Annotated in this window: 21 protein-coding genes; 10 read left to right on the top strand and 11 right to left on the bottom strand. The window is 70.1% G+C overall.

All coding sequences use genetic code 11. The features are described 5' to 3' along the window. Positions 1–55: 55 nt before the first annotated feature. Positions 56–322 (top strand): hypothetical protein, encoded by a 267-nt coding sequence (locus AMK34_RS26085; protein ID WP_038515319.1) that lies wholly within the window; start codon positions 56–58, stop codon positions 320–322. A 57-nt stretch (positions 323–379) separates the two neighbouring features. Here AMK34_RS26085 and ligD read toward each other — a convergent pair whose 3' ends face one another. The 3 genes from ligD to AMK34_RS26070 are packed head-to-tail and all read right to left on the bottom strand — an operon-like array spanning position 380 to position 3,654. Beyond that, positions 380–1,387, bottom strand: a complete 1,008-nt coding sequence (ligD, locus tag AMK34_RS26080) for a non-homologous end-joining DNA ligase (protein ID WP_073847080.1) — start codon at positions 1,385–1,387, stop codon at positions 380–382. After that, positions 1,384–2,463: an ATP-dependent DNA ligase gene (locus AMK34_RS26075; RefSeq protein WP_198941741.1), complete on the bottom strand. Its 1,080-nt coding sequence runs from the start codon at positions 2,461–2,463 to the stop codon at positions 1,384–1,386. Before AMK34_RS26075 ends, ligD begins: the two co-directional genes overlap by 4 nt. A 39-nt stretch (positions 2,464–2,502) precedes the next feature. After that, positions 2,503–3,654, bottom strand: coding sequence for a DUF1015 family protein (locus tag AMK34_RS26070; protein WP_083649985.1), 1,152 nt, complete (start codon positions 3,652–3,654; stop codon positions 2,503–2,505). A gap of 111 nt (positions 3,655–3,765) precedes the next feature. On the opposite strand from AMK34_RS26070, the gene AMK34_RS26065 reads away from it, so the two are divergent. Continuing rightward, positions 3,766–5,286, top strand: a complete 1,521-nt coding sequence (locus tag AMK34_RS26065) for an MDR family MFS transporter (protein ID WP_038515321.1) — start codon at positions 3,766–3,768, stop codon at positions 5,284–5,286. A gap of 75 nt (positions 5,287–5,361) precedes the next feature. Here AMK34_RS26065 and AMK34_RS26060 read toward each other — a convergent pair whose 3' ends face one another. Next, positions 5,362–6,252, bottom strand: a complete 891-nt coding sequence (locus tag AMK34_RS26060; RefSeq protein ID WP_083649984.1) for a TIGR03854 family LLM class F420-dependent oxidoreductase — start codon at positions 6,250–6,252, stop codon at positions 5,362–5,364. Between the two features lie 139 nt (positions 6,253–6,391). On the opposite strand from AMK34_RS26060, the gene AMK34_RS26055 reads away from it, so the two are divergent. Then, on the top strand, positions 6,392–7,138 hold the full coding sequence (locus AMK34_RS26055) for a thioesterase II family protein (RefSeq protein WP_198941740.1): 747 nt from the start codon (positions 6,392–6,394) through the stop codon (positions 7,136–7,138). Here AMK34_RS26055 and AMK34_RS26050 read toward each other — a convergent pair. After that, a complete protein-coding gene (locus tag AMK34_RS26050) occupies positions 7,128–9,839 on the bottom strand; it encodes an ATP-binding protein (protein ID WP_073847076.1) in 2,712 nt (903 codons plus the stop codon). The two genes, AMK34_RS26055 and AMK34_RS26050, sit on opposite strands and share 11 nt — an antisense overlap. Before the next feature lie 113 nt (positions 9,840–9,952). On the opposite strand from AMK34_RS26050, the gene AMK34_RS43355 reads away from it, so the two are divergent. Then, complete coding sequence (locus AMK34_RS43355) at positions 9,953–10,549, top strand: hypothetical protein (protein WP_073847075.1); 597 nt, start codon at positions 9,953–9,955, stop codon at positions 10,547–10,549. Further along, the gene (locus AMK34_RS26040; protein ID WP_073847074.1) at positions 10,546–11,058 is read left to right on the top strand and encodes a YceI family protein; all 513 of its coding nucleotides are present in this window, start codon (positions 10,546–10,548) and stop codon (positions 11,056–11,058) included. The genes AMK34_RS43355 and AMK34_RS26040 overlap by 4 nt, the downstream gene beginning before the upstream one ends. Here the strand turns inward: AMK34_RS26040 and AMK34_RS26035 are convergent, their stop codons facing one another. Further along, the gene (locus AMK34_RS26035) at positions 11,059–11,490 is read right to left on the bottom strand and encodes a DUF6292 family protein (RefSeq protein ID WP_038515331.1); all 432 of its coding nucleotides are present in this window, start codon (positions 11,488–11,490) and stop codon (positions 11,059–11,061) included. A 100-nt stretch (positions 11,491–11,590) separates the two neighbouring features. Beyond that, the gene (locus tag AMK34_RS26030; protein ID WP_073847073.1) at positions 11,591–12,034 is read right to left on the bottom strand and encodes a MarR family winged helix-turn-helix transcriptional regulator; all 444 of its coding nucleotides are present in this window, start codon (positions 12,032–12,034) and stop codon (positions 11,591–11,593) included. Positions 12,035–12,137: 103 nt separating this feature from the next. Between AMK34_RS26030 and AMK34_RS26025 the strand changes: the two genes are divergently transcribed. Further along, a complete protein-coding gene (locus AMK34_RS26025; RefSeq protein WP_038515336.1) occupies positions 12,138–12,536 on the top strand; it encodes a DUF5313 domain-containing protein in 399 nt (132 codons plus the stop codon). A 105-nt stretch (positions 12,537–12,641) separates the two neighbouring features. Here AMK34_RS26025 and AMK34_RS43265 read toward each other — a convergent pair whose 3' ends face one another. Further along, on the bottom strand, positions 12,642–13,418 hold the full coding sequence (locus AMK34_RS43265) for a hypothetical protein (protein WP_241832852.1): 777 nt from the start codon (positions 13,416–13,418) through the stop codon (positions 12,642–12,644). Positions 13,419–13,820: 402 nt separating this feature from the next. Here AMK34_RS43265 and AMK34_RS26015 point away from each other — a divergent pair, with 402 nt between their 5' ends. Beyond that, a complete protein-coding gene (locus tag AMK34_RS26015) occupies positions 13,821–14,780 on the top strand; it encodes a pseudouridine synthase (protein ID WP_073847071.1) in 960 nt (319 codons plus the stop codon). A 32-nt stretch (positions 14,781–14,812) separates the two neighbouring features. Here AMK34_RS26015 and AMK34_RS26010 read toward each other — a convergent pair whose 3' ends face one another. Continuing rightward, a complete protein-coding gene (locus AMK34_RS26010; RefSeq protein ID WP_073847070.1) occupies positions 14,813–15,418 on the bottom strand; it encodes a hypothetical protein in 606 nt (201 codons plus the stop codon). Between the two features lie 126 nt (positions 15,419–15,544). Here AMK34_RS26010 and AMK34_RS26005 point away from each other — a divergent pair, with 126 nt between their 5' ends. Then, complete coding sequence (locus AMK34_RS26005) at positions 15,545–16,132, top strand: hypothetical protein (protein WP_073847069.1); 588 nt, start codon at positions 15,545–15,547, stop codon at positions 16,130–16,132. Here the strand turns inward: AMK34_RS26005 and AMK34_RS26000 are convergent. Further along, entirely contained in the window at positions 16,104–16,883 is a 780-nt protein-coding gene (locus AMK34_RS26000; protein WP_073847068.1) for an alpha/beta fold hydrolase, read from the bottom strand. The two genes, AMK34_RS26005 and AMK34_RS26000, sit on opposite strands and share 29 nt — an antisense overlap. Positions 16,884–16,983: 100 nt before the next feature. On the opposite strand from AMK34_RS26000, the gene AMK34_RS25995 reads away from it, so the two are divergent. Then, complete coding sequence (locus AMK34_RS25995) at positions 16,984–17,610, top strand: alpha-ketoglutarate-dependent dioxygenase AlkB (protein WP_073847067.1); 627 nt, start codon at positions 16,984–16,986, stop codon at positions 17,608–17,610. A gap of 4 nt (positions 17,611–17,614) precedes the next feature. Here AMK34_RS25995 and AMK34_RS25990 read toward each other — a convergent pair whose 3' ends face one another. Next, positions 17,615–18,889, bottom strand: a complete 1,275-nt coding sequence (locus tag AMK34_RS25990; RefSeq protein WP_038515347.1) for a cytochrome P450 — start codon at positions 18,887–18,889, stop codon at positions 17,615–17,617. Between the two features lie 256 nt (positions 18,890–19,145). On the opposite strand from AMK34_RS25990, the gene AMK34_RS25985 reads away from it, so the two are divergent. After that, positions 19,146–22,271: an ATP-binding protein gene (locus tag AMK34_RS25985; RefSeq protein WP_073847066.1), complete on the top strand. Its 3,126-nt coding sequence runs from the start codon at positions 19,146–19,148 to the stop codon at positions 22,269–22,271. The last annotated feature ends 18 nt before the right edge of the window (positions 22,272–22,289 follow it).

Below are 22,289 nucleotides of genomic sequence, written 5' to 3'. Positions count from 1 at the left end.
ACTGTTTTGCGGAAGGAATCTCGAGCTGGACCACCTGTATCGGGAGGACAGTTCCATGACGAACACCGCCGGACGCTGGTACCTGGTCGGCGCGCTGCCGGAGGACTCCCCCGCCGCGCATCTGATGACCCGCTCCGAAGACCTCCGGTACCGGCGTTCCGCCTGCGGGGACAAGGAATCCCGCCTGTGGACGCCGGTGGATCTCACCACCACCGACGTCGCCCCGTGCCCGCGCTGCGCCGCGACCCTGCCCGGTCACCGGTCCGGCCGGAAGGCCGAACCCGCCGTGAACACGCAACTCGCTTTCGACCTGCCGCTCTGACCCGCGTTTAGTCCTCTGAATGCGATCCTTGCGCGCGCAAGGATCGCATTCAGAGGACTAAACGCCTTCTTTCTTCGCCCTGCTCGGCGCGACCCGGGGCGGCTCGTTCGGCATCTTCGGGTAGACGGGCGGCCAAGGCGCGTCCATGAGCCCGTTCGCCATGTCCTTCCTGGACATTTCCAGCAGCGGCTCGATCGACTGCGGTTCCGTTGCCGCCCAAGGGTCTCCGCGTTCGGCGAGACGGGCGGGCACAGTGGACAGAGTGAGCTTGTCCGGCTCGATGGTCTCCAGTTCGTCCCAGCCGATCGGCGTCGAGACCTGCCCGCCGACCCGCGGCCGCACACACCAGGCGCCGAACACCGTCTTGTGCGGCGCGTTCTGGTTGAAGTCGACGAACACGCGGGAACCGCGTTCTTCCTTCCACCACTGCGCCGTCATCTCGTCCGGGTGGCGGCGTTCGAGTTCGCGGGCGAGCGCGACGGCGGCCGCGCGGACCTCGTAGCCGTCCCATTTCGGTTCCAGCGGCACGTAGAGATGGAGTCCGCGCGAACCCGAGGTCTTCAGCTGCGCCGTGATGCCCAGCTCTTCGAGCAACGCCTTCGTGAGGACGGCACCGTGCCGTAACTCGGGGAACCCGATCCCCGGCGACGGGTCGAGGTCGATACGCAACTGGTCGCTGATGTCCGGTGTGTCGGCCCGGTTCGGCCAGACGTGGAAACCGAGGCAACCTTGGTTGACCGCCCAGATGAGGTGTGCGAGGTCCTTCGCCACGAGCGCGTCCGCGGTGGTCCCGTTCGGAGTGGACACCACCGTTGTGGTCAGCCAGCCGGGAGCGTTCTTCGGGACGCGCTTCTGGTACCACGATTTCCCGCCGGCCCCGTCGGGATAGCGCTCCAGCAACAGGGGCCTGCCGCCGAGCTGCGCCAGCAGCGGGACCGAGACCGCGCGGTAGTACTCGACGAGGTCCAATTTGGTCTCGCCGCGCTCCGGGAAGTAGACCTTGCCCGGATTGGACACCGCGAACTCGACGCCGTCGAGATCCAGCGTGACCGGCTCCGCTTTCATGTTTCCCCCAACTCCGTGAACAAGGTGGCCAGCTCGGCGGGCGGGACCTCTTCGAGCTGCGCGTACGTGCACGAGGCGGGCTCGCGGTCGGGACGGAAGCGCACGAGCCTCCCGCCATGACGGAACCGGGTGCCCTCGACGTGTTCGTAGCGGACCTCGGCGACCCATTCTATGCGGACCGGCTCCCAGCTCAGGTCCTTGTTCGGCGCCCACCGGCTGCCCGCCCCCGGCATCCGGCCGCCCGCTTCCTCATGAGCCGCGGCCCACTCGCGCCACGGATGGTCCTCCAGCGCGTTTTCCCGCAGCGGCGCGAGCTCGTCCACCAGCTCGCGGCGCCTCGCGGCGGTGAAACTGCTGGCCACGCCCACGTGGTTCAGGATGCCGTCGTCGTCGTAGAGCCCGAGCAGCAGCGACCCGATCCCCACCCCGTCCTTGTGCCATCGGAATCCGGCGACGACGCAGTCCGCGGTGCGCTGGTGCTTGACCTTCCACATCACCCGCTTGTCCTGCTCGTACGGCGCGTCGGCGGGCTTGGCCATCACGCCGTCGAAGCCCGCGCCCTCGAAGCGGGTGAACCAGTCCTGCGCGACGTCGGGATCCTCGGACAGCGGGGTGAGGTGCACCCGGGCGAACTGCGTGTCGACCACGCTTTCGAGCAGCTTCCGCCGCTGCCCGAACGGTTCCGGCGTGAGATCCCGCTCGTCCAGGGCGAGCAGGTCGAACACGACGAAACTGGACGGCGTCTCCTCGGCCAGCATCTTCACCCGGGACGCCGCCGGATGCAGGCGCAGCTGGAGCGCCTCGAAATCGAGCCCGCCCTCGGTGACCAGCACGATCTCGCCGTCGACGACGCAGCGCTCGGGCAGCGCTTCCTTGAGCAGCTCGACCAGCTCGGGGAAGTACCTCGTCAGCGGCCTGTCGTTACGGGAGCCCAGCACGACCTCGTCACCGTCGCGGAAGACCACGCAGCGGAAGCCGTCCCACTTCGGCTCGTACAGCAGCCCAGGCGTGCGCGGCAGTTGGTGCACGGCCTTGGCCAGCATCGGCTTGACGGGCGGCATCACGGGCAGTTCCACGAGGCGATCCTAAGCCGCGCCACCGACAAAAGCGCGACGTCAGAGCTCGGCCAGGAGGAGCCCGCTGCGTGGTTTCGGCGTGAAATAGGTGGCCTTCCTCGGCATCCGCGCCCCGGCCGCGTGCACGGCGAGCACCTCCGCGTACGGGACCGGGGCCAGCAGCAGCACCGCGTCCGCGCCCTCGGGCACCGGCGCGCCGGGCAGCAACGGGCGCACGTTCGGACCTTCCGGATCGACGCCGAGCGCCCCGCGGAGCAGCTCCTGTTCGACCACCGCGTGGTCGCCGCCCGCCTTGCCGAGCGACACCCGGAAGGCCGTCGTCCCCGCCACGACGGTCACCTCGCCCGCCTCGGACGGCGGATCCGCCGGGCCGGGACGGACGTCGTACCCCGCCTCCGTCCAGCGCCGGACCAGGGTGTCCACGTCGAGACCGGTGCCGGCGAGCACCCGGTGGATGGGCCCGATCCGCAGCCCCGGCCCGCCGGTGACCAGCGCCAGCAACGCGCCGCGCCCGGAGGCCGCCGCTGCCGCGACGCGGTGGTTTCCGTCCGCGACCAGGAGATCCAGACCGTCCAGGGTCGCCAGCAGTTCGTCCTGGTCTTCGCCGGGGCCGGTGAGCCACAGTTCGTGCTTGCGGCCCGCGCCGTCCACTGTGGACAGGCTGGGGACCCGGCCGCGGCAGATCCGTTCGATCAGCGCGGTCAGCTCGCGGCCACCGGTCGCGGGGACCAGCATCGCGGCGCTCGTCGCGACACCGAGCCCGGCGAGCATCGCGGCCCGTTCCGCGACGACGTCCGGATAGACGTCCTCGGTGTGCCGGACCCGGGTCACGCCGTCGTCGCGGACCGCGGCGGGATCGACGAGGCAGAGCACGCCGAGCGCGACGCCGTCCGGCCCGTCGATGCGATACGGCGCCACCACGGCGGAGACCGGGCGATAGTGCCGCTCCCGGATCCGCTCGAACGTCGCCCTGGCCTGCGGCAACGCCGCCTCGATCGCGAGCCCGCCCGCCAGCGCGGCCGGTGTTCTCGCCGGATGCTGGACCGCCAGCAGGCTGTCGCCGCGGGCCCCGGCGAGCGCGGCGGCCACCCGGTCCGGGTCGGCGAACTCGTCGACGTCGGGCCCCGGGACGGTGTCGCGGACTACCCAGCCACGGTCGATCGGGCGGATCCAGGTGCTCATCTGATCCATTTTGCGGGATAGCTCACGGAAAAAATCGGTCCCATGACCGGGTGTCTCCGTGGAATGCTTACCCATGCGAAGTAGTTGACGTCGTTCATGAGCCTGAGGAGACCGTCACAGATGACCACCCCGGCCCCGGTCACCGCGAAGGAAGGGGTCGGTTTCCGGTCCGAACGCGGTCCCGTCCTGATCGCCGTGATGCTGTGTTCCGGCCTGATCGCGCTGGACTCGACCATCATCGCCACGGCGGTCCCCTCGGTGGTCGCCGATCTGGGCGGGTTCTCGCAGTTCCCGTGGCTGTTCTCGATCTATCTGCTGACCCAGGCGGTCACCGTTCCGCTGTACGGCAAGTTCGCCGACGTGCTCGGCAGGCGTCCGGTGATGTTCTTCGGGATCGCGGCGTTCCTGCTGGGCTCGGTGCTCTGCGGCGCGGCCTGGAGCATGCCCGTGCTGATCGCCGCCCGCGCGGTGCAGGGCATCGGCGCGGGCGCCATCCAGCCGATCGCGCTGACCATGGTCGGCGACATGTACACCGTCGAGGAACGCGCCAGGGTGCAGGGCTATCTCGCCAGCGTGTGGGCCATCTCGTCGGTGGTCGGGCCGACGCTGGGCGGCGTGTTCGCCGAATACCTCGACTGGCGCTGGATCTTCTTCATCAACCTGCCGCTCGGCGCGCTGGCGGCGTGGATGCTGTTCCGGAACTTCCGCGAGCGCGTCGAACGCCGCTCGCACCGCATCGACTACCTCGGCGCCACGCTGCTCACCCTCGGCTGCTCGCTTCTGATCCTCGGCCTGTTGGAGGGCGGGGTCGCCTGGGGCTGGGCGTCCGCGCCGAGCCTGGGGATCTTCGCCGCCGCGGCGGTCCTGCTGGTGGCGTTCGTGTTCGTGGAGCGCAAGGCCGAAGAGCCCGTGCTGCCACTGTGGATCTTCACCAAACGGACCCTGATCGGCGGCAACCTGGTCGCCGTCGTCGTCGGCATGCTGCTGATGGGGCTGACGTCGTATCTGCCGACCTTCTCGCAGGGCGTCCTCGGCACCGGCGCGCTCGTCGCCGGATTCGCGCTGGCCGCGCTGACCGTCGGGTGGCCGATCTCGGCGTCGCTGGCGGGCCGGATCTACATGCGGATCGGGTTCCGGGACACCGCGCTGATCGGCAGCGGGGCAGTCATCGCGGGTGCGGCGCTCACGGTGTTCCTCGCGGCGGGTTCGTCGATCTGGCTGGCGGCCGCGGCCGCGTTCGTCCTCGGGCTGGGACTGGGGCTGGCGTCGAGCCCGACGCTGATCGCCGTGCAGTCCACCATCGGCTGGGAACGCCGCGGCGTCGTCACCGCGACCAACATGTTCAGCCGTTCGCTGGGCAGCGCGGTCGGGGTGGCGATCTTCGGCGCGATCGCGAACGCGACCCTGGCGAACCGCTTCGCCAACCCGCCGGCCGGGGTCACCGGCCTGCCGTCCGGCGTCGACGCGACCAGTGTCGTCCTGGAAGGCAACGGTCCGGAAACCGCGACGACGACGTTCGTGCGGGGCGCCCTCGCGGACGCCACGCACCACGTCTTCCTGGCGATGCTGGTGGTCGCCGTGCTCAGCGTCGGCGCGCTGCTGCTGATGCCGCGGCGGACCGAAGAACTGAAGTTCGACTAGGGCGTCGGTCCGGCGGGTCGTGAGTGGCGTTTCGGGTTCTAACCCGAAACGCCACTCACGACCACGGTGACCCACTCAGTTCTGCAGCGGGACCGCGTGCTCGACGAAGTTCTCCACGAACCGCTCGATCGGCTCCGGCCCGGCCGGGTACAGCACGAACTTGCTCAGCCCGGCATCGATGTGCTCGGCGATCAGGTCGCGGGCGGCGCTCCAGCCGTCCGCGATCAGCCGGGCCGGATCCGCGCCGGACCGTGCCGCGACCGAAGCGGCGAGCGCGTCCGGGATCCCGTCCTCGGCGACGAGGAGACTGATCCCGAAGTGGTCGGCCTCGACTTCCCGGTCCGCCTCGGCGGCGGCCTCCTGGATCGCCTCGCGGCCTGCCCGGGCCTCTTCCGGAGTGAGGAAACTGGCCAGCCAGCCGTCCGCGAGCCTGCCGACCCGCCGCAGCGCGCCGGGTGCCTTCCCGCCGAGCCAGAGGTCGAGCCGTTTGAGCGGGGTGAGGCCGAGCCCCTTCCCCTCGACGCGGAAGAACTCGCCATCGAAGGTCACTTCCTCCTGTTCCAGCAAGGCCCTGATCAGCCGCAACGACTCGTCGAACACCGCGGCGCGGCGGCCTTGCGGCACCGGGAACAAGGGCAGTTCCGCGTCGCGCGCGGGCTTGAGGCCGAAGACCGGAAGCACCCTTTTCGGCGCGAGCGCGGCGAGGGAGGCGAGTTGTTTGGCGACCAGCACCGGATCGCGGCCGGGCAGCACCATCACCCCGGTGCCGACCTTCAGTTTCGTGGTGCGGGCGAGCGCGTGCGTCAGCCCGACGACCGGATCGATCCTGGGCGAGTACACCGCCTCGGGCAGCCAGAGCGAGTCGACACCCGCCCGCTCCAGCAGATCGACCGCGGCGCCGAACTCCTCGGGCGCCGTCCCGGTCCCCAGCCCCGCACCGACCCTGATCTTCAGGTCCTCCGCCACATCCGCTCCCATCCGCCGAGCCCCGGTGTCCAGTGTTCCCAGCGTGAACAACCCCGCACAAGCATGGACTCATTCCGCGATTCCCCCGTACATTCCAGTGTCGTGCGGGTCGTTCCCGCGCGGATTGGGGGATTTTCGAATGGCAGGACAGGTTCTGAGCAGTTGGACGCGCTGCTTCCATCCGGCGCCGACGGCCGGGATGCGGCTCATCGCCTTCCCGCACGCCGGTGGGTCCGCCAGCGCGTACCGCTCGTTTTCGGCCGCTCTGTCACCCACCGTCGAGGTGCACACCGCCCAGTACCCGGGGCGGCAGGACCGGATGGGCGAGCCGGTCGTCGACGACCTGCATGTCCTCGCCGAGCAACTGGTGGACGTCGTCGCCGCGTTCCCGAAACCCTTCGCCCTCTTCGGCCACAGCATGGGCGCCATCGCCGCGTTCGAGGTCGCGCGGCGGCTCGAAGCGCGCGGCATCGTGCCGGCGGCGTTGTTCGTCTCGGCCCGCCGCGGCCCGGACATCCAGAAGGAGAACGCGCACCACCTCGCCGACGACGACACCTTCCTCAACGAGGTCAGCCGTCTCGGTGGCACGGACCCCACGATCTTCGACGACCCGGACATCCGCGCGCTCGCGTTGCCCGCGCTGCGCGGCGATTACAAGGCCGTCGAGACCTACCGGTACCGGCCCGGCCCTGACGTGAGCTGCCCGATCGTGGCGCTCGCGGGCGACGCCGACCCGGTCCTGGAAGTGCCGGACACCGAGAACTGGGCCGTACACACCAGCGGCTCGTTCGAGCTGGAAGTGTTCCCGGGCGGGCATTTCTTCCTCGACGACAACCTGGACGCCGTCGCCGCGCGCATTCTCGGCAAGCTGACCGTCAGTCCCTGAGGCCTTCCCTGCTCGCCCACGCGACGACCTCGGTCCGGTTCGCCAGGCCCAGTTTCGCCAGGATGCTCCGGACGTGGCTTTCCACCGTACGTTCGGAAAGCACCAGTTTCTCGGCGATCCGGCGGTTACTGAGCGCGTCGGCGAGCAGGGTGACGATCTCGCGTTCCCGCCCGGTGAGCGGGTCCGTGGCGCGGCGTTCGGCGCGGACCCGGTCGAGCAATGCCGCGGCCCGCGCGAGTGGTCCCGGCATGGCCAGCCGCCGGAACTCGTCGAGGGCCTCGCGCGCGATCCCTTGCGCACGAACGAAATCGCCCCTGGCGACGAGGACTTCGGCGAGCAGCAACCGTGCCTGAGCAACACCGGGCCGCGCGCCGATGCCTTCGTTGATCGCGATGACCTGCTCAAACAGCCTCGCCGCCTCGTCGTGGCGGCCCAGCAAGGCGTTGAGCCGGGCGGGGTGCTCCAGGCTCGATCCGGTACAGAACACACCCGCGCCACCGGACACGATCGGCCGCACCTCTTCGAGGCGCCCCAACAGGTATTCCGCCATCTCGACGTCTCGAAAGGCCTCGACCAGCGGCACGAGATTGGGTAGCGCGCCGGTGGCGTGCAGCGCGAACTCCGGACTCCGCGCCAGCGGGACCAGCTGTTCGTACCGGACCCTCGCCTCGTCGAGGTCGCCCGCGAGCAGGCTCAGCAACGGGCGCGAGACCAAGGTGACCGGCAGATGCGGCGCCCGGTCCAGCAAACCCGCGTAGTCCTTTCGCAGGTCCCCGGGGTCACCTGTGAGCAGCACGAGCTGGGTGCGGAACGCGTAGGACATCCCTTTCGCGGAGAAGTCGTCCGCGAGTTCGGTGTCCGCCAGTTCCTCCGCCGCGAGATCGAGCTCGCGCGCCTCGGCCAGGTCTCCGCGCAACGCCAGCACCGAACTGCGCAGCCGCAAGTCGTGCCAGCGCACCAGCGGCAGCCTCGTCAGCCGCGCCAGCGTGGTCACCGCGACGAGTTCGTCGTCGACGAGCGCCATCCGCCCGTCCGCCAAGGCCGCGTCGATCCGCCATTTGTGGCCCCACAAGGAAACCAGCGGCTGCCGGGTGCGCGAGCCCAGTTCGGCCGCCAGCGCGCCGAGCCGCAGCCGTTCGGACAGCGGCAGCTTGTCCGGAGCGACCTTCATCCGGGCGCGGACGGCGTCGACCAGCGCCTCCGGATCGCCCGCTTCCTCGGCGAGCGCGAAGGCTTCGTCGGCGAGCTTTTCCGCATCGGCGAACCGGCCGTAATCGGCTTCCACCGAGGCGCTGTGCGCCAGCAGGCGGGCCCGCGTCGTCCGGTCGACCCCTTCGGCCGCGAGCGCGCGGACGGCGAGGTCGCGAATACCGGGCAGAAGATCCGGCGCCGCGACGTCGCGGACCACCAGCGCCGCGCGGGCGATCAGCCCGGCGTCGGCGGCGAGCCGGGCATGGTCGAGACTTCGCGCGAACCTGCCCGTCCGGTATTCGGCGACGGCGAGGTCGAGCAGCAGCCCGGCACGGTCCACTTCGGACAGTCCGGCTTTCGCGCGGGCGTCGAGCGCCATCGCGAGGAAACGCGCCGCTTCGTCGAAGGCCAATGCCCGGTTCGCTTCCGCGGCCGCGAGTGCCGCCCACTCCGCCGTCTTCTCCGGCGCGGTCGCCGAACGCAGCCAATGCCCGGCGACCGTCCCGGCGAGCGAGGGTTCACGCCGGGCGTGTCCTTCGAGCGCGGCCGCGGCACGGCCGTGTGACGTTTCCCGTTCGCCTTGCCCGAGATCCGCGTAGATCCCGTCGCGGACGACGGCGTGCGCGAACCGGCCGGAACCCAGCACCCCGGCCTTTTCGGCCTGATCGAGCCCGTCGGCGACCTCGCCGGCAGACCGGCCGGACACCTCCGCGAGCAAGGCGGCGTCGACGTCCTCGCCGAGCACCGCCGCGATGGCGAGCAGCCGCCGCACTTCCGGCTCGAGGGAGGCCACCGCGGTCCGCACGAGGTGGCCGAGTTCCGCTCCACCGGCCGAACGCGCGATCGCGCCGAGATAGAGGGGATTCCCGCCGGAGCGGCGATAGGCCTCGCGTACGTCTTCTTCGGTCAGTCCGGTGAGCAGCGCCCGCGCGTCGGACTCGGCCAAGGGCGGCAGCGAGATGCTCCGCGCGCCAGGACGGCGGAGGAGATCCGGCAGGGCCGCGTCCAGCGCGGGAGTGTGCCCGGTGTCCCGGTGCGTCGCGACCACGGCCAGCTTCGAGCGCCGTAACTCCCCCGCCAGATGGCGCAACAGCCGCAACGACGCCTCATCGGCCCAGTGCAGATCTTCGAGGACGACGACCAGGCCCGCCGGTTCCGCCGCGGCCACCAGCGCGTCCGCCGCGGCGGACACCAGCCGGAACCGCGCCGCCTGGACGTCGCCGGCGCCCTCGGTGTCGGCGAAAGCGGTCTTCACGGCCGAATCGACCGACGGCAGCGCCTCGACGACGCGGCGCCACGGCCACAGCGGCGGCGCACCCGGATCGTCGGCGCACCGGCCCCACACGACGCCGGACGCGGCGGCCGTCGCCTCCTCGACCAGCCGGGTCTTGCCGATCCCGGGTGGACCGGAGACGAGCACGAGCCCGCCCGAGCCCGCGGCGGCGTCGGCGAGTCTGCCGCGCAGGCTCGCCAGTTCTCCCTCCCGGCCCACGAACGGTTCCCGGTTCACGCAAGGAGTATCGCTCTCCGGGCCCGATTCCGTATCGCCCTGCGTACTGGCACTGATGTCCGGCGGCCGCCGGGAGCGCAGAGTCGGCACGTCCGACGGGAAAGGAAAAGCCCATGTACGCCACCGTCCACCAGTTCCGGCGTTCGCACGCCGACGAGTCCGCGGGCTGGGGCCACGCCCTCGCCGCCGAACTCCATCCCGGCACCGGGTCGCCGGGCACCTGCACCCTCGCCCAGGTCGGCGGCCTGACCGGACTCGTCGTCGCGTTGTGGCGCGACCGCGGGTCAGCGCTCGCCGCCGCCGACCGCCATGCCGCCCATGTCTTCGACGCCCGTGTGTACGCGGTCGCCGACGTCGAAGGCGGCGCGGCCGAGCCCAGGATCGCGCAGGCGACCTGGTTCGACCGGCCGCTCACCCAGGAACAGGCCGACGCCGCCGAGTTCGGCGGACGCGAGCGGATCCGGCCCGCCGTGCGGGGGCTCGACGGGGTCGGCGGCTTCTACGTCCTGACCGCCGAAGACCGGTCCAGCCTCATTCTCGGCTTCACCGAGTCGATCGAGGCGATGGAAGCGGTCCAGAAGACGATCATGGCGACGGAGTTGCTGCCCGGCGAGGATCCCGCGCTGCTGCCGGGCCCGGACCGGGTCGACGTCCACCGCGTGCTCCACACGTCCCTGCCCTCGCTCGGCCTGGTGGGTGAGCCGCGATGACCGCCGGGACGTCCGCGCGGGTCGGCACCTGGACCGTGCTCGCCGACCGGACCTCGGCCACGTTCACCGTCCGAAACTTCGGGTGCCGCGTGGTCCACGGCTCGATCCCGGTCAGGCTGGGCTCGGTGCGGGTCTCCGCCGACGGCGTCGTCGGCGTCGAAGCGGCACTGGACCTCGACAAGATCGACACCGGCAACGCCAAACGCGATGCCGACCTGCGTAAACCCGGTCTGCTCGCGATCGACGCGCAGCCTGTGCTGACCTTCGCGGCGGACCGGGTCGACGAGGGCCCGGACGGATGGTCGGTCGAGGGCACTCTCGGCGCGCGCGGCGAGTCCTGCCCCCTCACGGTGACCGCGACCGGGCCGGAGGACAACGGCGACGGCACCTGGCGGGTGCTCGCCGGTGCCGTCTTCGACCGGCGGGCGATCGGTCTCCGCGCGCCGAGATTCCTGATCGGCAGGGAGATCACGATCGCGCTCGACGTGGTCCTCGCCCCGCCTAGGTGATCAGGCCCAGGCGGCGAGCTCCTTGGCGAGCGACGAAGGTCCGGCGGCGGTGCGCAACGCCGGCGGACCGGGCCAGCAATCCTGGTGGTCGCCGGTCCGCAGGGTCTCGGCGAACCTGGCGACCAGACGCGGATGCGACGCCACCGTGCGGCCGCCGAGGTAGGCGACGACGACGTGGTGATCGTCGTCCGAATGCGTCGCCACGGCTGCCGACCAGCCGTGCTCCTCGTGCCACATCAGGTCGACGTCGCGCTCGGGGAAGCCGGGGAGGCGCCAGTTGAGCCTCAGCTGGGCGGTGACCGGACCGGTGAGGTCGACCGTGCCCGAATCCCGCCGTATCCCCAGTGCCGCGGCCACGTCCTCCAGGTAGGCGTTCAGCCTGGTCATGAGCTCCAGACCTGCTTCCGTGGGCGCGGGGGTCGAGGTGGTCACGGTCCCTCATCTTCCTGTCACTTTGAGTTGGCGTGACGGGAATTACCCACCCCGGAGCGGCTTCACACCCTCATTTCGTCACACCCCGGTTTCGGTTCGCTCAAGCCGTGGCTTCGATGACGCGGGTGAGGGCCTTGTGCAGCGCCTCCAGCTCGGAGACCTCCATGCCGAGCTTCTCCACGACGCGATACGGGATCTTCTCCGCCTCCGCGCGCAACGCGCGACCGGATTCCGTCAGCTCGACGGTGAGCAGCCGCTCGTCCTCGGAACTGCGCCGGCGAGTGACGTAACCGATCGTCTCCAGCCGTTTGAGCAGCGGTGACAACGTCGCGGGTTCGGCGCGCAGGGCGACGCTCAGGTCCTTGACCGCCTGCGGGCCCCGCTCCCAGAGCGCCAGCATGACGAGGTACTGCGGATGGGTGAGGCCGTGGGGTTCCAGCAGCGGACGGTAGATGGCGATGACGCTGCGCGACGCGACCGACAGCGCGAAACACACCTGACGCTCCAAGGCGAGCGGATCCTCGCCCAGATCGATCGACTTCATCTGGCGCCCTCCGGGTTCATGCCGCCGATCCTAGCGGTGACGCTAATATTTAGCGTACTAATGATTAGTGTACTGTGATGGTATCGAAGGAAGGAGTCGCCCGATGCCCCGCAAGCGCCCGGACGTGTTCCGCTGGCTTTGGTACTCACTCGGCGGCAGGCTGCCCGAGCGCTACCACGAGTGGATCCTCCACGACGCGACCACCGGAAGCTGGCGCTGGCGGCACGTCGCCCGCAGCACGGTGATGATCGCCCCGCTCTGCGCGGTGTGGCTGCTCCTGCCCGGCCCGCTCACCCTGCGGCTGGCGATCGTGCTGATGGCCGCGCTCGTGGCGTACTTCTACTCGATGGCCTACATGGAGGAGAGCATCGAGCACCGGCTCGCCAAGAACGGCTTCCCGCCGGGGATCGGGCGCCAGACCCGCGCGGAGGCCGCCGCGGTCGCGGAGGCCGAGGTGACCGAGCGGTACCTCGCGCGGTACCGGGACCAGCCGAACTCCTGACGCTCTTCGGCTCCGCCACCAAAGATGTCGCGAAAGCCACTTTCGGGACATCAGACGTCGCGAAAGTGGCTTTCGCGACACTGAAGAGACGTGGCTCCTGTCCGATCAGGCGGCGCGACGCATACGGGCCTCGGCGGCACGATACGCGGCCACGAGTTCCGCGGCGACACGCTTGGGCTCCGTTCGCAAGCGACTGGGCAAGGTCTGAAGAACCACGATGCCGGCGGCCGCGTATCTGGCGTTTCTCGCCACCGTCGCGGCGTACTGCTGCTTGCCGAAATGGAAGTCGTACGAATCGATCTCCCAGGCCAGACCCGCCGCCACGAAGTAGCCATCGGCGGTCGCGATGTATTCGCCGTTCTCGTCGCGCAATTCGTGATTCCACAAGGGTTCCGGCAAGCCGGTCAGCCGCCATACCTTCATCGCGTCGACCTCCGCCGCCGACCGTGCTCCGTCGGCGATCCGATGCAGCGCCTCGCGCGGGATCGCCGTGCCGCGGCTGCTCCCGGCGTCGAGTTCGACGAACAGCTCCACAAGGCTCACACCCCGCTGCACCGCCTCGGCCAGCAGAGCGGAAACCTCTCGCCTCGAGCCGAGCCGACGGCATTCGTCGAGCACCGATCTGACCAGAGGTGCCAGCGGAACACCGCTGGACACGACAGCCTGCGGCAGCCGAGTCGTTCGTTCGATGATCACATGCCCCGAACTGCCAACCTTGTGTTCGAGTGGCACCAGGAGATGAACGCGGAAAGCGCCGTCCGGCAGCATTTTCAGCCCGTGCCGACGACACGAGGCAGCTCCGGTCACCACGGCATCCGGTCCGGCATACAGCAGGGCCGCCTCGACCAGCTGGCGTCGGGTCGGCTCGCCGGAATTCAGCATCAAGACTCCCGGCAGCAGCCGACGCCACTGCTTTCCCGGACGGCACCGGCGATAACACGTCCTCGACGGAACGCCGAGTTCCGTCAACCGGGCGACGGTGATCACGCCCCCACGGCTGTGCTGGTAGAGCCCCTCGGGATCACGAGCCCAATCTCCGGATTTCACCTCATGATCGTCGGCTCCCCACTCGTCGGTCGCCAGTACCTTTCGCCTGCCCTGTGGACAACTCGCCACACCAGCCCCACTGTGGACAAGTCCTGCGGCGTCGACGACCCCGCGGTGTCGCGAAAGCCACTTTCGCGACGTCTGATGTCCCGAAAGTGGCTTTCGCGACACCGGCGAGCACCGCGGGAGACCACGGGCAGCCGCCCGCGACCAGGAGCGCGGCTAGAGTGCGCGGTGATGAGACGCAAGCTCCGCCCGCCGCTCCCGCCCCGCCACGGGCTCGATCCCGCGAGGCTCAAGATGCCCGCCGAGGGGCCGTGGACGACGTTGCGGGAGCACCTCGTCGAGCGGCTTCCCCGCGTCGCGCCCGAACGGATCGAGGAGATGCTCCGCGAGGAACGCATCGTCGGGCTCGACGGGCCGCTGGGCGTCGATTCGCCGTTCGTGCCGGACTCGTTCATCTGGTTCCATCGCGACCTGCCCGAAGAGGTCGAGGTGCCGTTCGAGGTTTCCGTGCTGCACCGCGACGAGCATTTCCTCATCGCCGACAAACCGCATTTCCTCGCGACGATCCCGCGTGGACGGCACATCCTGCAGACCGCGCTGGTCCGGCTGCGCCGCGACCTCGACCTCCCGCGGCTCACCCCCGCGCACCGGCTCGACCGGGTCACCGCGGGGCTCATCCTGTTCGTGATCACCCCCGAGGTCCGCGGCAAATACCAGACGATGTTCCGAGACCGCTTGGTGCACAAGGAATACGAGGCGATCGCGCGCCACGATCCTGCCGTCGCGATGCCACGCGAGATCAGCAGCCGCATCGTCAAGGAACGCGGGGTCATCGCCGCGCAGGAGATCGACGGGCCGCCCAATGCCGAGACCCGCGTCGAGCTGATCGAGCACCGCGACGGTCTCGGCCGCTACCGGCTGATCCCCGCGACCGGCCGCACCCACCAGCTCAGACTGCACATGAGCGGTCTCGGGTTGCCGATTCTCGGCGACGACTTCTACCCGGAGCTGACCGAAACCCCGCTCGACGACTTCACGGAACCCTTGCAGCTCCTGGCGAAGGTCCTCGAGTTCACCGATCCGGTCACCGGGGAACGCCGCCGGTTCGAGAGCAGGCGGACGCTCCAGGCATGGACGGATCTCGACGCATGGCGCCGCGGCCCGAGCCTCGTGAGTGGCGAGGACGGTTAGAACCGTTCTCGCCACCACGAGGCGACCACGGCTCACTTCCGCCAGAACTTGATCCCGCTCCAGGTCACCTTGACCGGCCCGGCGCCGCTGGCCGTCCGGTAGGCGCCGAACTTGTCGTAATAGCTCCCGCCGCTGCTGCTGACGGTCTGCTTCAGCGAACCGTTGATGTACACCTTGTGCGTGCTCCCGACCTGGTGCACGGTGTTGACCCGCACCGACGTCCCGACGGTCGCGCCGCTTCCCAGGGTGTCCCCGCCGTGCACGGCGTAGAGCCGCCCGCCGCGTTCGACCGCGAGCATGAAGTACGGTCCGGCGGTCGGCGCGTCGCGGAAGGTCTGCTTCAGGCTGATCCGGCTGCCCGCCATGCTGGTGATCCGGAACGACCCCTCGAACTGCCGGGTCCCGCCGGTGTAGGTCACGTAGCGGCGTTCCGCCCGTTGGTCCCCGCTTCCGGTGGAGCAGGTCAGCTCGAAGTTCAGCCCGTCGACCTGGCCGCATCCGCGTTCCTGCACGGTGAACGAGGGGTTCTCCGCCGTCCACGGCCCCGTTCCGACCTGGGCGTTCGCCGGCGTCGCCGACGCGATCAGGCCGAGGACGGCCGTCGCGGCCACCCCGGCGGTCCGAAGTCGTCTCCGCATCCTGCCTCCTGCACACTCAGGGCGGCGGTGGTGGTCCAGACCAGGACCAGGCTGCGACTGTACGAGCGCGAACCGTCATCGGACAAGACGTTGACGCTCCGGCGTCCCGCTGATTGGGTAACGACGGTGATCCTCTCCTTGACGGTCCTCGAAGGACTGGCGGCCGGGACGATCGACCTGACCTTCCGGCGCTGGTCGAAACAGAACGTCCGCGCCGGCGACGTCATGCGGCTGGAAGCCGGGGTGATCGAGGTCGTCTCGGTCGAGATCGTCGACCCCGGCCACATCACCGAGGCCGAAGCCCGCCGTTCCGGCGCGGAGTCCGCGAACGCGGTCCGCGGGACACTGCGCGGCCCCGCGCACGCCCCGGTGTACCGGATCCGGCTGCGCTACGTCGGCCCCGATCCCCGGCACGCGCTCAGCGCGGACGCCGAACTGTCCGAAAAGGACGTCGAGGCGATCGGCAAGCGCTTGTCCAAGATGGACAAACGCCGCCCGTGGACGCACGAGACCTTGCGGCTCATCGCCGAAAATCCCGGCCGCCGCGCACAGGACCTCGCCGACCTCCTCGGCCGCGAGAAGGAACCGTTGAAGATCGACATCCGCAAGCTGAAGAACCTGGGCCTGACACTCAGCCTCGAAGTCGGCTACCGGATCTCCCCTCGCGGCGCGGCCTACCTGCGCCTCATCGAGGATCCCGGTAGAACGCGCTGAGCTCAGGCGCGAGCCGCTCCGGCGCGACACTGTGGAACTCCCCGTCCAGCTCGACCTGCCGCGCCCCCGGGACCGTCTTCGCCGCGGCGAGAGCGGCGGCCTTCAACCAGTCGGTGCTGCCGTTGCTGTTCACCACGAGCACGGGCGTCGCGATCGACGCCAGTTCGCCCGGGACCTTGGAATCCCTCATCACGAAGGCGTCGTAGACGAGCGTTGGCGCGAACGAGCGCAGCTCCGCCCACATCGGCGTCGCCTTGGCCGCGGTGACGGCCTCCGCCGGAGTGCCGACCGCGGACATCGTGAACAGCGCGACTGCGTCGTCCCACCGGTCCGCCGCGACCAGCTCGCGCATCTCGTCGGCATACCCCTCGGGGACTTCTTCCGTCTCGCCGCGATAAGGCGGCTCGAAGACCGACAGGCGCGCCATCGGCACTCCCGCCGCGGCCGCGAGCAGCGCCAGCGCGCCGCCCGAGGAGATGCCGTGCACGATCACCGGCTCACCGAGCGCCGCGACCACCGCGGCCAGGTCCTCGATCTCCCGCTCGACCGCGTACGGCGCGGTGTCGCCGCTGTCACCCCGGCCCCGGCGGTCGTAGGTCACCACGGAGAACTCGGCCGTCAGCTCAGCGACCAGCGGTTCGTCACCGTGCCGGTCGTTGCCCGCGCCCGCGACGACGACCAGCGCCTGCCCCTCGCCGCGTCGTTCGAACGCGATCGGCGTTCCGTCCGCGGACGTCGCTGTGTGGATCATGTGGACCATCGTGCCCGACCCCACCGACAGAATCAGGTCATTTACACTCACTCGAACACCCGTTCGACAAATGATCGGAACCGGGGTAGGTTCGGTTGCCATGACCCCCGCCCTTCAAGCCTCGCTGTTCGACGAGTGCGCCGCGCTCGGGCTCGGCTCGCTCGACGGGCTTCGGCGCACCGAGCTGACCCGCGGCGCCTGGATCGACGTGCTGCCCGGCTGGCTCTCCGGCGCCGACGAGCTGTTCACCCGGCTCGCCGAAGACGTGCCGTGGCAGGCCGAACGACGGCAGATGTACGACCGCGTCGTCGCCGTTCCCCGGCTACTGAGCTACTACCGCGAAGGCATGCCGCTCCCCCACTCGATCCTCACGGAGGCGCGGGAGACGCTTTCGGCGCACTACGCGGACGAGCTCGGCGAGCCGTTCGTGACCTCCGGTCTGTGTTTCTACCGGGACGGACGAGACAGCGTCGCCTGGCATGGCGACGACACCGGCCGCTCCCGCACCGAAGACACCATGGTCGCGATCGTCTCGGTCGGCGCCGCCCGCCAGCTGGCGCTGCGCCCGCGTGGCGGCGGCGAGACGGTCCGGCACGCCCTCGGCCACGGCGACCTGATCGTCATGGGCGGCAGCTGCCAGCGCACCTGGGAACACGCCGTCCCCAAGACCGCCAAACCGGTCGGCCCGAGGATCAGCATCCAGTTCCGCCCGAGAGGAGTCGCCTGAAAGATCAGTCCAGCAGCACGGGCAACGCGTCGACGCCGTAGACGATGGAGACCTTCCGGAAGCCGACCTCTTCCGGTTCGACCGCCAGCCGCATCTCCGGGAACCGGCGGATCAGCGCGGGATACGCGGTGCGCAGTTCCATCCTGGCCAGTTCGGCGCCGATGCAGCGGTGGATGCCCCAGCCGAAGGCGAGATGCGACGTCGGCTCGCGGGTCGCGTCGAACTTCTCCATGTCCTCGCCGAGGACGCCGTCGCGGTTCGCGACGCTGAGCGACACCAGCACGATGTCGCCCTTCGCGATCCGGACCCCGGCGATCTCCATGTCCTCCTTGGCGAACCGCGGGAAGGCCATCTGCACCACGGTCAGATACCGCAGCAGTTCCTCGACGAACTTGTGGACGGCATCGTCGTCGCCGCGGACGGTTTCGAACAGCTCGCGATCCTTGAGCAGCACGAGCGCGCCGAGCGCGAGCATGCTCGCCGTGGTCTCCAGCCCGCCGGTGAGCACGCCGTCGGCGAGGCCCGCCAGCTCGCGATCGTCGATCTCGTCGCCGTGCTCCTTGATGAGCATGCCGAGCAGACCGTCGCCCGGCTTCGCGCGCTGCTTCTTGACGATCTCGTCCAGATAGGACAGTGACTCGGTCATCGCACCGAGTGACGCCCCCGCGCCACCGAAGAGATCGAACCGCGCGGTGCTCAGCCGCTGGAAGTCGTCGCGATCCTCGTACGGGACGCCCAGCAGCTCACAGATCGTCAGCGACGGGATCGGCAGCGCGAAGGCCTCCCACAGATCGACGGGGCCGTCCGCCTTCTCCATCGCGTCGAGCTGCTCGGCGACGATCTCGTCGATCCGCGGCGTCAGGCGCGACAGCCGCCGCATGGTGAACTCCGGTGTGAGCAGCCGCCGCAGCCGGGTGTGCACCGGCGGATCGGCGAATCCGAGCCCGCCGGGGTTCTGGTCCTCGGTCACGCCGGCGTTCCCGACCAGGTTCGTGAAGTCGCTGCTGAACTCGCCGACCTTGCCCAGCACGGCCTTGGCCTCGTCGTAGCCGGTGACCAGCCAGCCGTTCATCCCGAACGGCAGGTCGAGCTTGCTGATCGGCTCCGCCGCGCGGATCCGGCCCAGCTCGGCCACCGGATCGAGACCGTCGCGCTTGAGCGGCAGCAGCGCGTTGTCCGGGATGACCGACATCTTGGACAGGTCGAAACCGTTCTTCTGCTGACGCGCGAGGTAACGGCGGCCGATCCAAGCCAGCACGCGCGAGCGAATGCTCCCCATACTTTGCACCCTACTCCAGCCCGCGACCACCTGACCTGGCACAACAGGCCGCCTTCGCCCGCCGGGACAGGAATTTCGACGGCTGTTCACCCGCCGTCCCACTCGATTGCTCACGTCCAGAAAGTCGGATTTCCCCCGTCGGGGGTTCCCGGCCACCGGGAGACGTCGGTCACCGTCGGTCACGATGGACCGGAGGTAACGCCTGACAGCGGACGCGCGTCGTGAGATTGTCGGACCCTACTGGGAGGATTCGGACATGTCAGCCGCCCTCATCGGACGTGACCATCCCGCGGGGGTGCTCCGCGCGGAGATCGCCCGCGCCACCGAAAGCCACGGCGGGCTGGTGCTGGTCACCGGGGAAGCCGGAATCGGCAAGACCACGCTCGTCACCGGCGCCGCCGAAGAGGCGAAGCGTCTCGGCGCCCTCGTGCTCAACGGGTCCTGCTGGGACTCCGCGAGCGCTCCGGGCTACTGGCCGTGGACACAGGTGGTCCGCGGGCTGCGGCGCGCGGTCGGCGAGCGCTGCTGGGCCGCGATGGCCGACAGCGCGTTGGACGTCCTGCTCGGCGAGGCGCGCGGCGACGGCGCGGCCGACGGGTTCCGCTTGTACGACGCGGTGACGAGTGTGCTGGTGGCCGCTTCCCAGGACCAGCCGGTCGTCGTGGTGCTCGACGATCTGCACTGGGCCGACGCCGCGTCGCTGCGGCTGCTGGAGTTCGCCGCCCAGCACACCTGGTTCGAACGGCTGCTGCTGATCGGCACGTACCGGGATGTCGAGGTCGAAGCGACCGACCATCCGCTTCGCTCACTCATGCTGCCGTTGCTCGCGAAGGCCACTTCGGTCACTCTCACCGGCCTCGAACCAGACGAAGTCGGCACGCTCATGGCCAGGACGGCGGGCGCGGAGCCCGACGACGCGCTGGTCGCCGAGGTCCACCGCCGCACCGGCGGGAATCCGTTCTTCGTCGAGCAGACGGCGCGGCTGTGGCACAGCGGCGGTTCCGCGGAGACCATCGCTCCAGGCGTGGCCGACGCCCTGCAGAGACGACTTTCCCTGCTCCCCCAGCCGGTCCTCGCCCTCCTGACCACCGCGTCCGTGCTCGGCAGGGAATTCCACCGGCGGCTGCTCGCGGGGGTGGCGTCGGCGCCCGTGCCCCAGGTGGATCGGCTGCTCGACCAGGCCGTCGCGGCGCGACTGGTCGTGGTGCACGGGCAGGGCCGGTTCGCCTTCGCCCACGACCTCGTCCGCGAGACGCTGTACGCGAGCCTGTCCGAAGCGGACCGTCGCAGGCATCACGCCGCGGTCGTCGCGGCGGCCCGCGAGGCGCCGTCGTCGTCGGACCGGCTCTTCCCCGCGGACATGGCCCGCCACGCGCTGCTCGCGGGCCGGGAACTCGATCCGGACAAGGCCGTCGATCTGCTGCTCGCCGCCGCGATCGACGCCACCGGCCGGATGGCGATCGAGGAGACGACCACGCATTACCGGCGGGCGATGGAGATCGTCGACGACCGGAGGCGGCAAGCGGTCATCGCGCTCGAGTTGGGTGCGCATCTGACCCGCCACCAGGAAACCGAGGAGGGCAGGCAAGTCCTCGACGACGTCTCCGTGCTCATCCGCGAACTCGACGACGACGATCTCCTCGCCCGCCTGGCCTTGACCCTGATCCGCGCCGACCACAAAGGCCTGCGGGTCGACGAGACGGTCAAGGTGCTCACCGAAGCGCACGGACGGTTGTGCGGCCGTGAGCCCGGCCGGGACGTCACCGTCGAGGAGATGACGCAGGAACTGACCGCGCACATCATGATCACCGCCCGCGACGACCAGGACGATTCCGCCCTGTTGTTCGGTCTGTGGGCCCGGCACGACGCGATCTGGGGCCCCGGCAGCGCCGCGGAACGCGAGCGGCTCACCGACGAACTGGTCCTCGTCGGCCGCCGCACGTCGAACCCGGAATTGGAGCATTACGCGGCGTCGTTCAAGTGGGTGGCGCTGCTCGAACAGGGCGATCCCCGGTATTTCGAGCAATATCAGGAGTTCCTCGCCCTGGCGGCCACCGGCAGGGCGCCGAGTTCGCAGCTGGCGTCCCGGATCGACCAGAGCATCATCGCCACGCTCCAGGGCCGGTTCTCCGAGGCCGAGGCGTTCATCCAGCAGGTGATCTCGCGCCACGAGGGGGACGAGCATCCGCATTTCGGCGACCTGAACCAGTTGCAGCGGTGGGCCCGGTGGTGCCTGGAGGGGCGGTTCGGCGAGCTCGCCGGGTTGCACCGCGAGATCTCCCGCGGCGGGTACGCCTACAGCCGGTTGCTGGAGGCGATCACCGCGGCTCAGCGCGAGGATGTCGGGGAGGCCGTCCGGCTCACCGATCTCGCGGCCGACGTGAAGCCGTATCCGCGTGACCTGGAAGCGTTGTGGTTGCGCTGTCAGGCGCATACGGCGGCGATCTCACGCGATCCCGAACGGTGTGAAGCGGCCCGCGCGCTCCTTCTGCCGTACAGCGGGGAGTGGCTGGTCTCCCTCTACGGCTGCGAGATCTCCGGCCCGGTCGACCTCTGGCTCGGCAGGCTCGATCTCGCGCAGGAACGGTGGCACGAAGCGGTGGACCGGCTGCGCGGTGCCGTGCTCTCCGCGGATCGCCTCAGGGCGACGGTCTGGGCGACCGAAGCCAAGTCCTGGCTGGCGATCGCCCTCCTCGGCCGTAACCTCGACGGCGACACGACGGCCGCGACGACCCTGCTGTCCGAAGTGGACGAAGAAGCCACCGCGCTCGGTATGCGGCAGGTCGTGGCCAGGGTGACGCGGGCGCGCGAGGACGCGCGGACCCCGGCGGCGCCGACGGCCGAGTTCCGCCGCGACGAAAGCGTGTGGACCTTGCGCTTCGACGGCGTCACCACCCACCTTCCGGACTCGAAAGGCTTGCGGGATCTGCATTTCCTGCTCGGCAGGCCGGGCTCGGAGGTGACGGCGGTGCGGTTGCTCGATCCCGAAGGAGGCGAGGTGGTCGTCGCCACGAAGAGTCTCGGCGGGGACGCCGTCCTCGACGACGAGGCGAAGGCCCGGTACCGCGCGCGGCTGGACGAACTCGACGAACTGATCGACACCGCGACCGGGCTCGGCCAGGACGCGCGCGCCGCCGCGCTGGACCGGGAACGGGACGCGCTGCTCGCCGAGCTGCGGTCCGCGGCCGGGCTCGGCGGCCGCACCCGGCGGCTCGGCGACGAGGCCGAACGCGCCCGCAAGACGGTGACCGCCCGGATCCGGGACACCCTGCGCAAACTCGACGAGCAGCATCCGGCGCTGGCCGCGCACCTGCGCGCGTCGGTCACCACCGGTTCTTCGTGCCGTTACGCGCCCGAGGACAAGGTCCCCTGGCGGTTGTGAGCCGCCAGGGGACCTATC

The sequence above is a fragment of the Amycolatopsis sp. CB00013 genome, from assembly GCF_001905755.1.
GTDB classification, from domain to species: Bacteria; Actinomycetota; Actinomycetes; order Mycobacteriales; family Pseudonocardiaceae; genus Amycolatopsis; species Amycolatopsis japonica.
This window is presented reverse-complemented; position numbering and strand designations above follow the sequence as displayed.

Bases quoted from the DNA above. Each gene is read 5' to 3' on its own strand.
- AMK34_RS26085 (WP_038515319.1), top strand. From the start codon at position 56: ATGACGAACACCGCCGGACGCTGGTACCTGGTCGGCGCGCTGCCGGAG.
- ligD (WP_073847080.1), bottom strand. From the start codon at position 1,387: ATGAAAGCGGAGCCGGTCACGCTGGATCTCGACGGCGTCGAGTTCGCG.
- AMK34_RS26070 (WP_083649985.1), bottom strand. From the start codon at position 3,654: ATGGATCAGATGAGCACCTGGATCCGCCCGATCGACCGTGGCTGGGTA.
- AMK34_RS26065 (WP_038515321.1), top strand. From the start codon at position 3,766: ATGACCACCCCGGCCCCGGTCACCGCGAAGGAAGGGGTCGGTTTCCGG.
- AMK34_RS26055 (WP_198941740.1), top strand. From the start codon at position 6,392: ATGGCAGGACAGGTTCTGAGCAGTTGGACGCGCTGCTTCCATCCGGCG.
- AMK34_RS43355 (WP_073847075.1), top strand. From the start codon at position 9,953: ATGTACGCCACCGTCCACCAGTTCCGGCGTTCGCACGCCGACGAGTCC.
- AMK34_RS26040 (WP_073847074.1), top strand. From the start codon at position 10,546: ATGACCGCCGGGACGTCCGCGCGGGTCGGCACCTGGACCGTGCTCGCC.
- AMK34_RS26030 (WP_073847073.1), bottom strand. From the start codon at position 12,034: ATGAAGTCGATCGATCTGGGCGAGGATCCGCTCGCCTTGGAGCGTCAG.
- AMK34_RS26025 (WP_038515336.1), top strand. From the start codon at position 12,138: ATGCCCCGCAAGCGCCCGGACGTGTTCCGCTGGCTTTGGTACTCACTC.
- AMK34_RS43265 (WP_241832852.1), bottom strand. From the start codon at position 13,418: ATGCTGAATTCCGGCGAGCCGACCCGACGCCAGCTGGTCGAGGCGGCC.
- AMK34_RS26015 (WP_073847071.1), top strand. From the start codon at position 13,821: ATGAGACGCAAGCTCCGCCCGCCGCTCCCGCCCCGCCACGGGCTCGAT.
- AMK34_RS26010 (WP_073847070.1), bottom strand. From the start codon at position 15,418: ATGCGGAGACGACTTCGGACCGCCGGGGTGGCCGCGACGGCCGTCCTC.
- AMK34_RS26000 (WP_073847068.1), bottom strand. From the start codon at position 16,883: ATGATCCACACAGCGACGTCCGCGGACGGAACGCCGATCGCGTTCGAA.
- AMK34_RS25995 (WP_073847067.1), top strand. From the start codon at position 16,984: ATGACCCCCGCCCTTCAAGCCTCGCTGTTCGACGAGTGCGCCGCGCTC.
- AMK34_RS25990 (WP_038515347.1), bottom strand. From the start codon at position 18,889: ATGGGGAGCATTCGCTCGCGCGTGCTGGCTTGGATCGGCCGCCGTTAC.
- AMK34_RS25985 (WP_073847066.1), top strand. From the start codon at position 19,146: ATGTCAGCCGCCCTCATCGGACGTGACCATCCCGCGGGGGTGCTCCGC.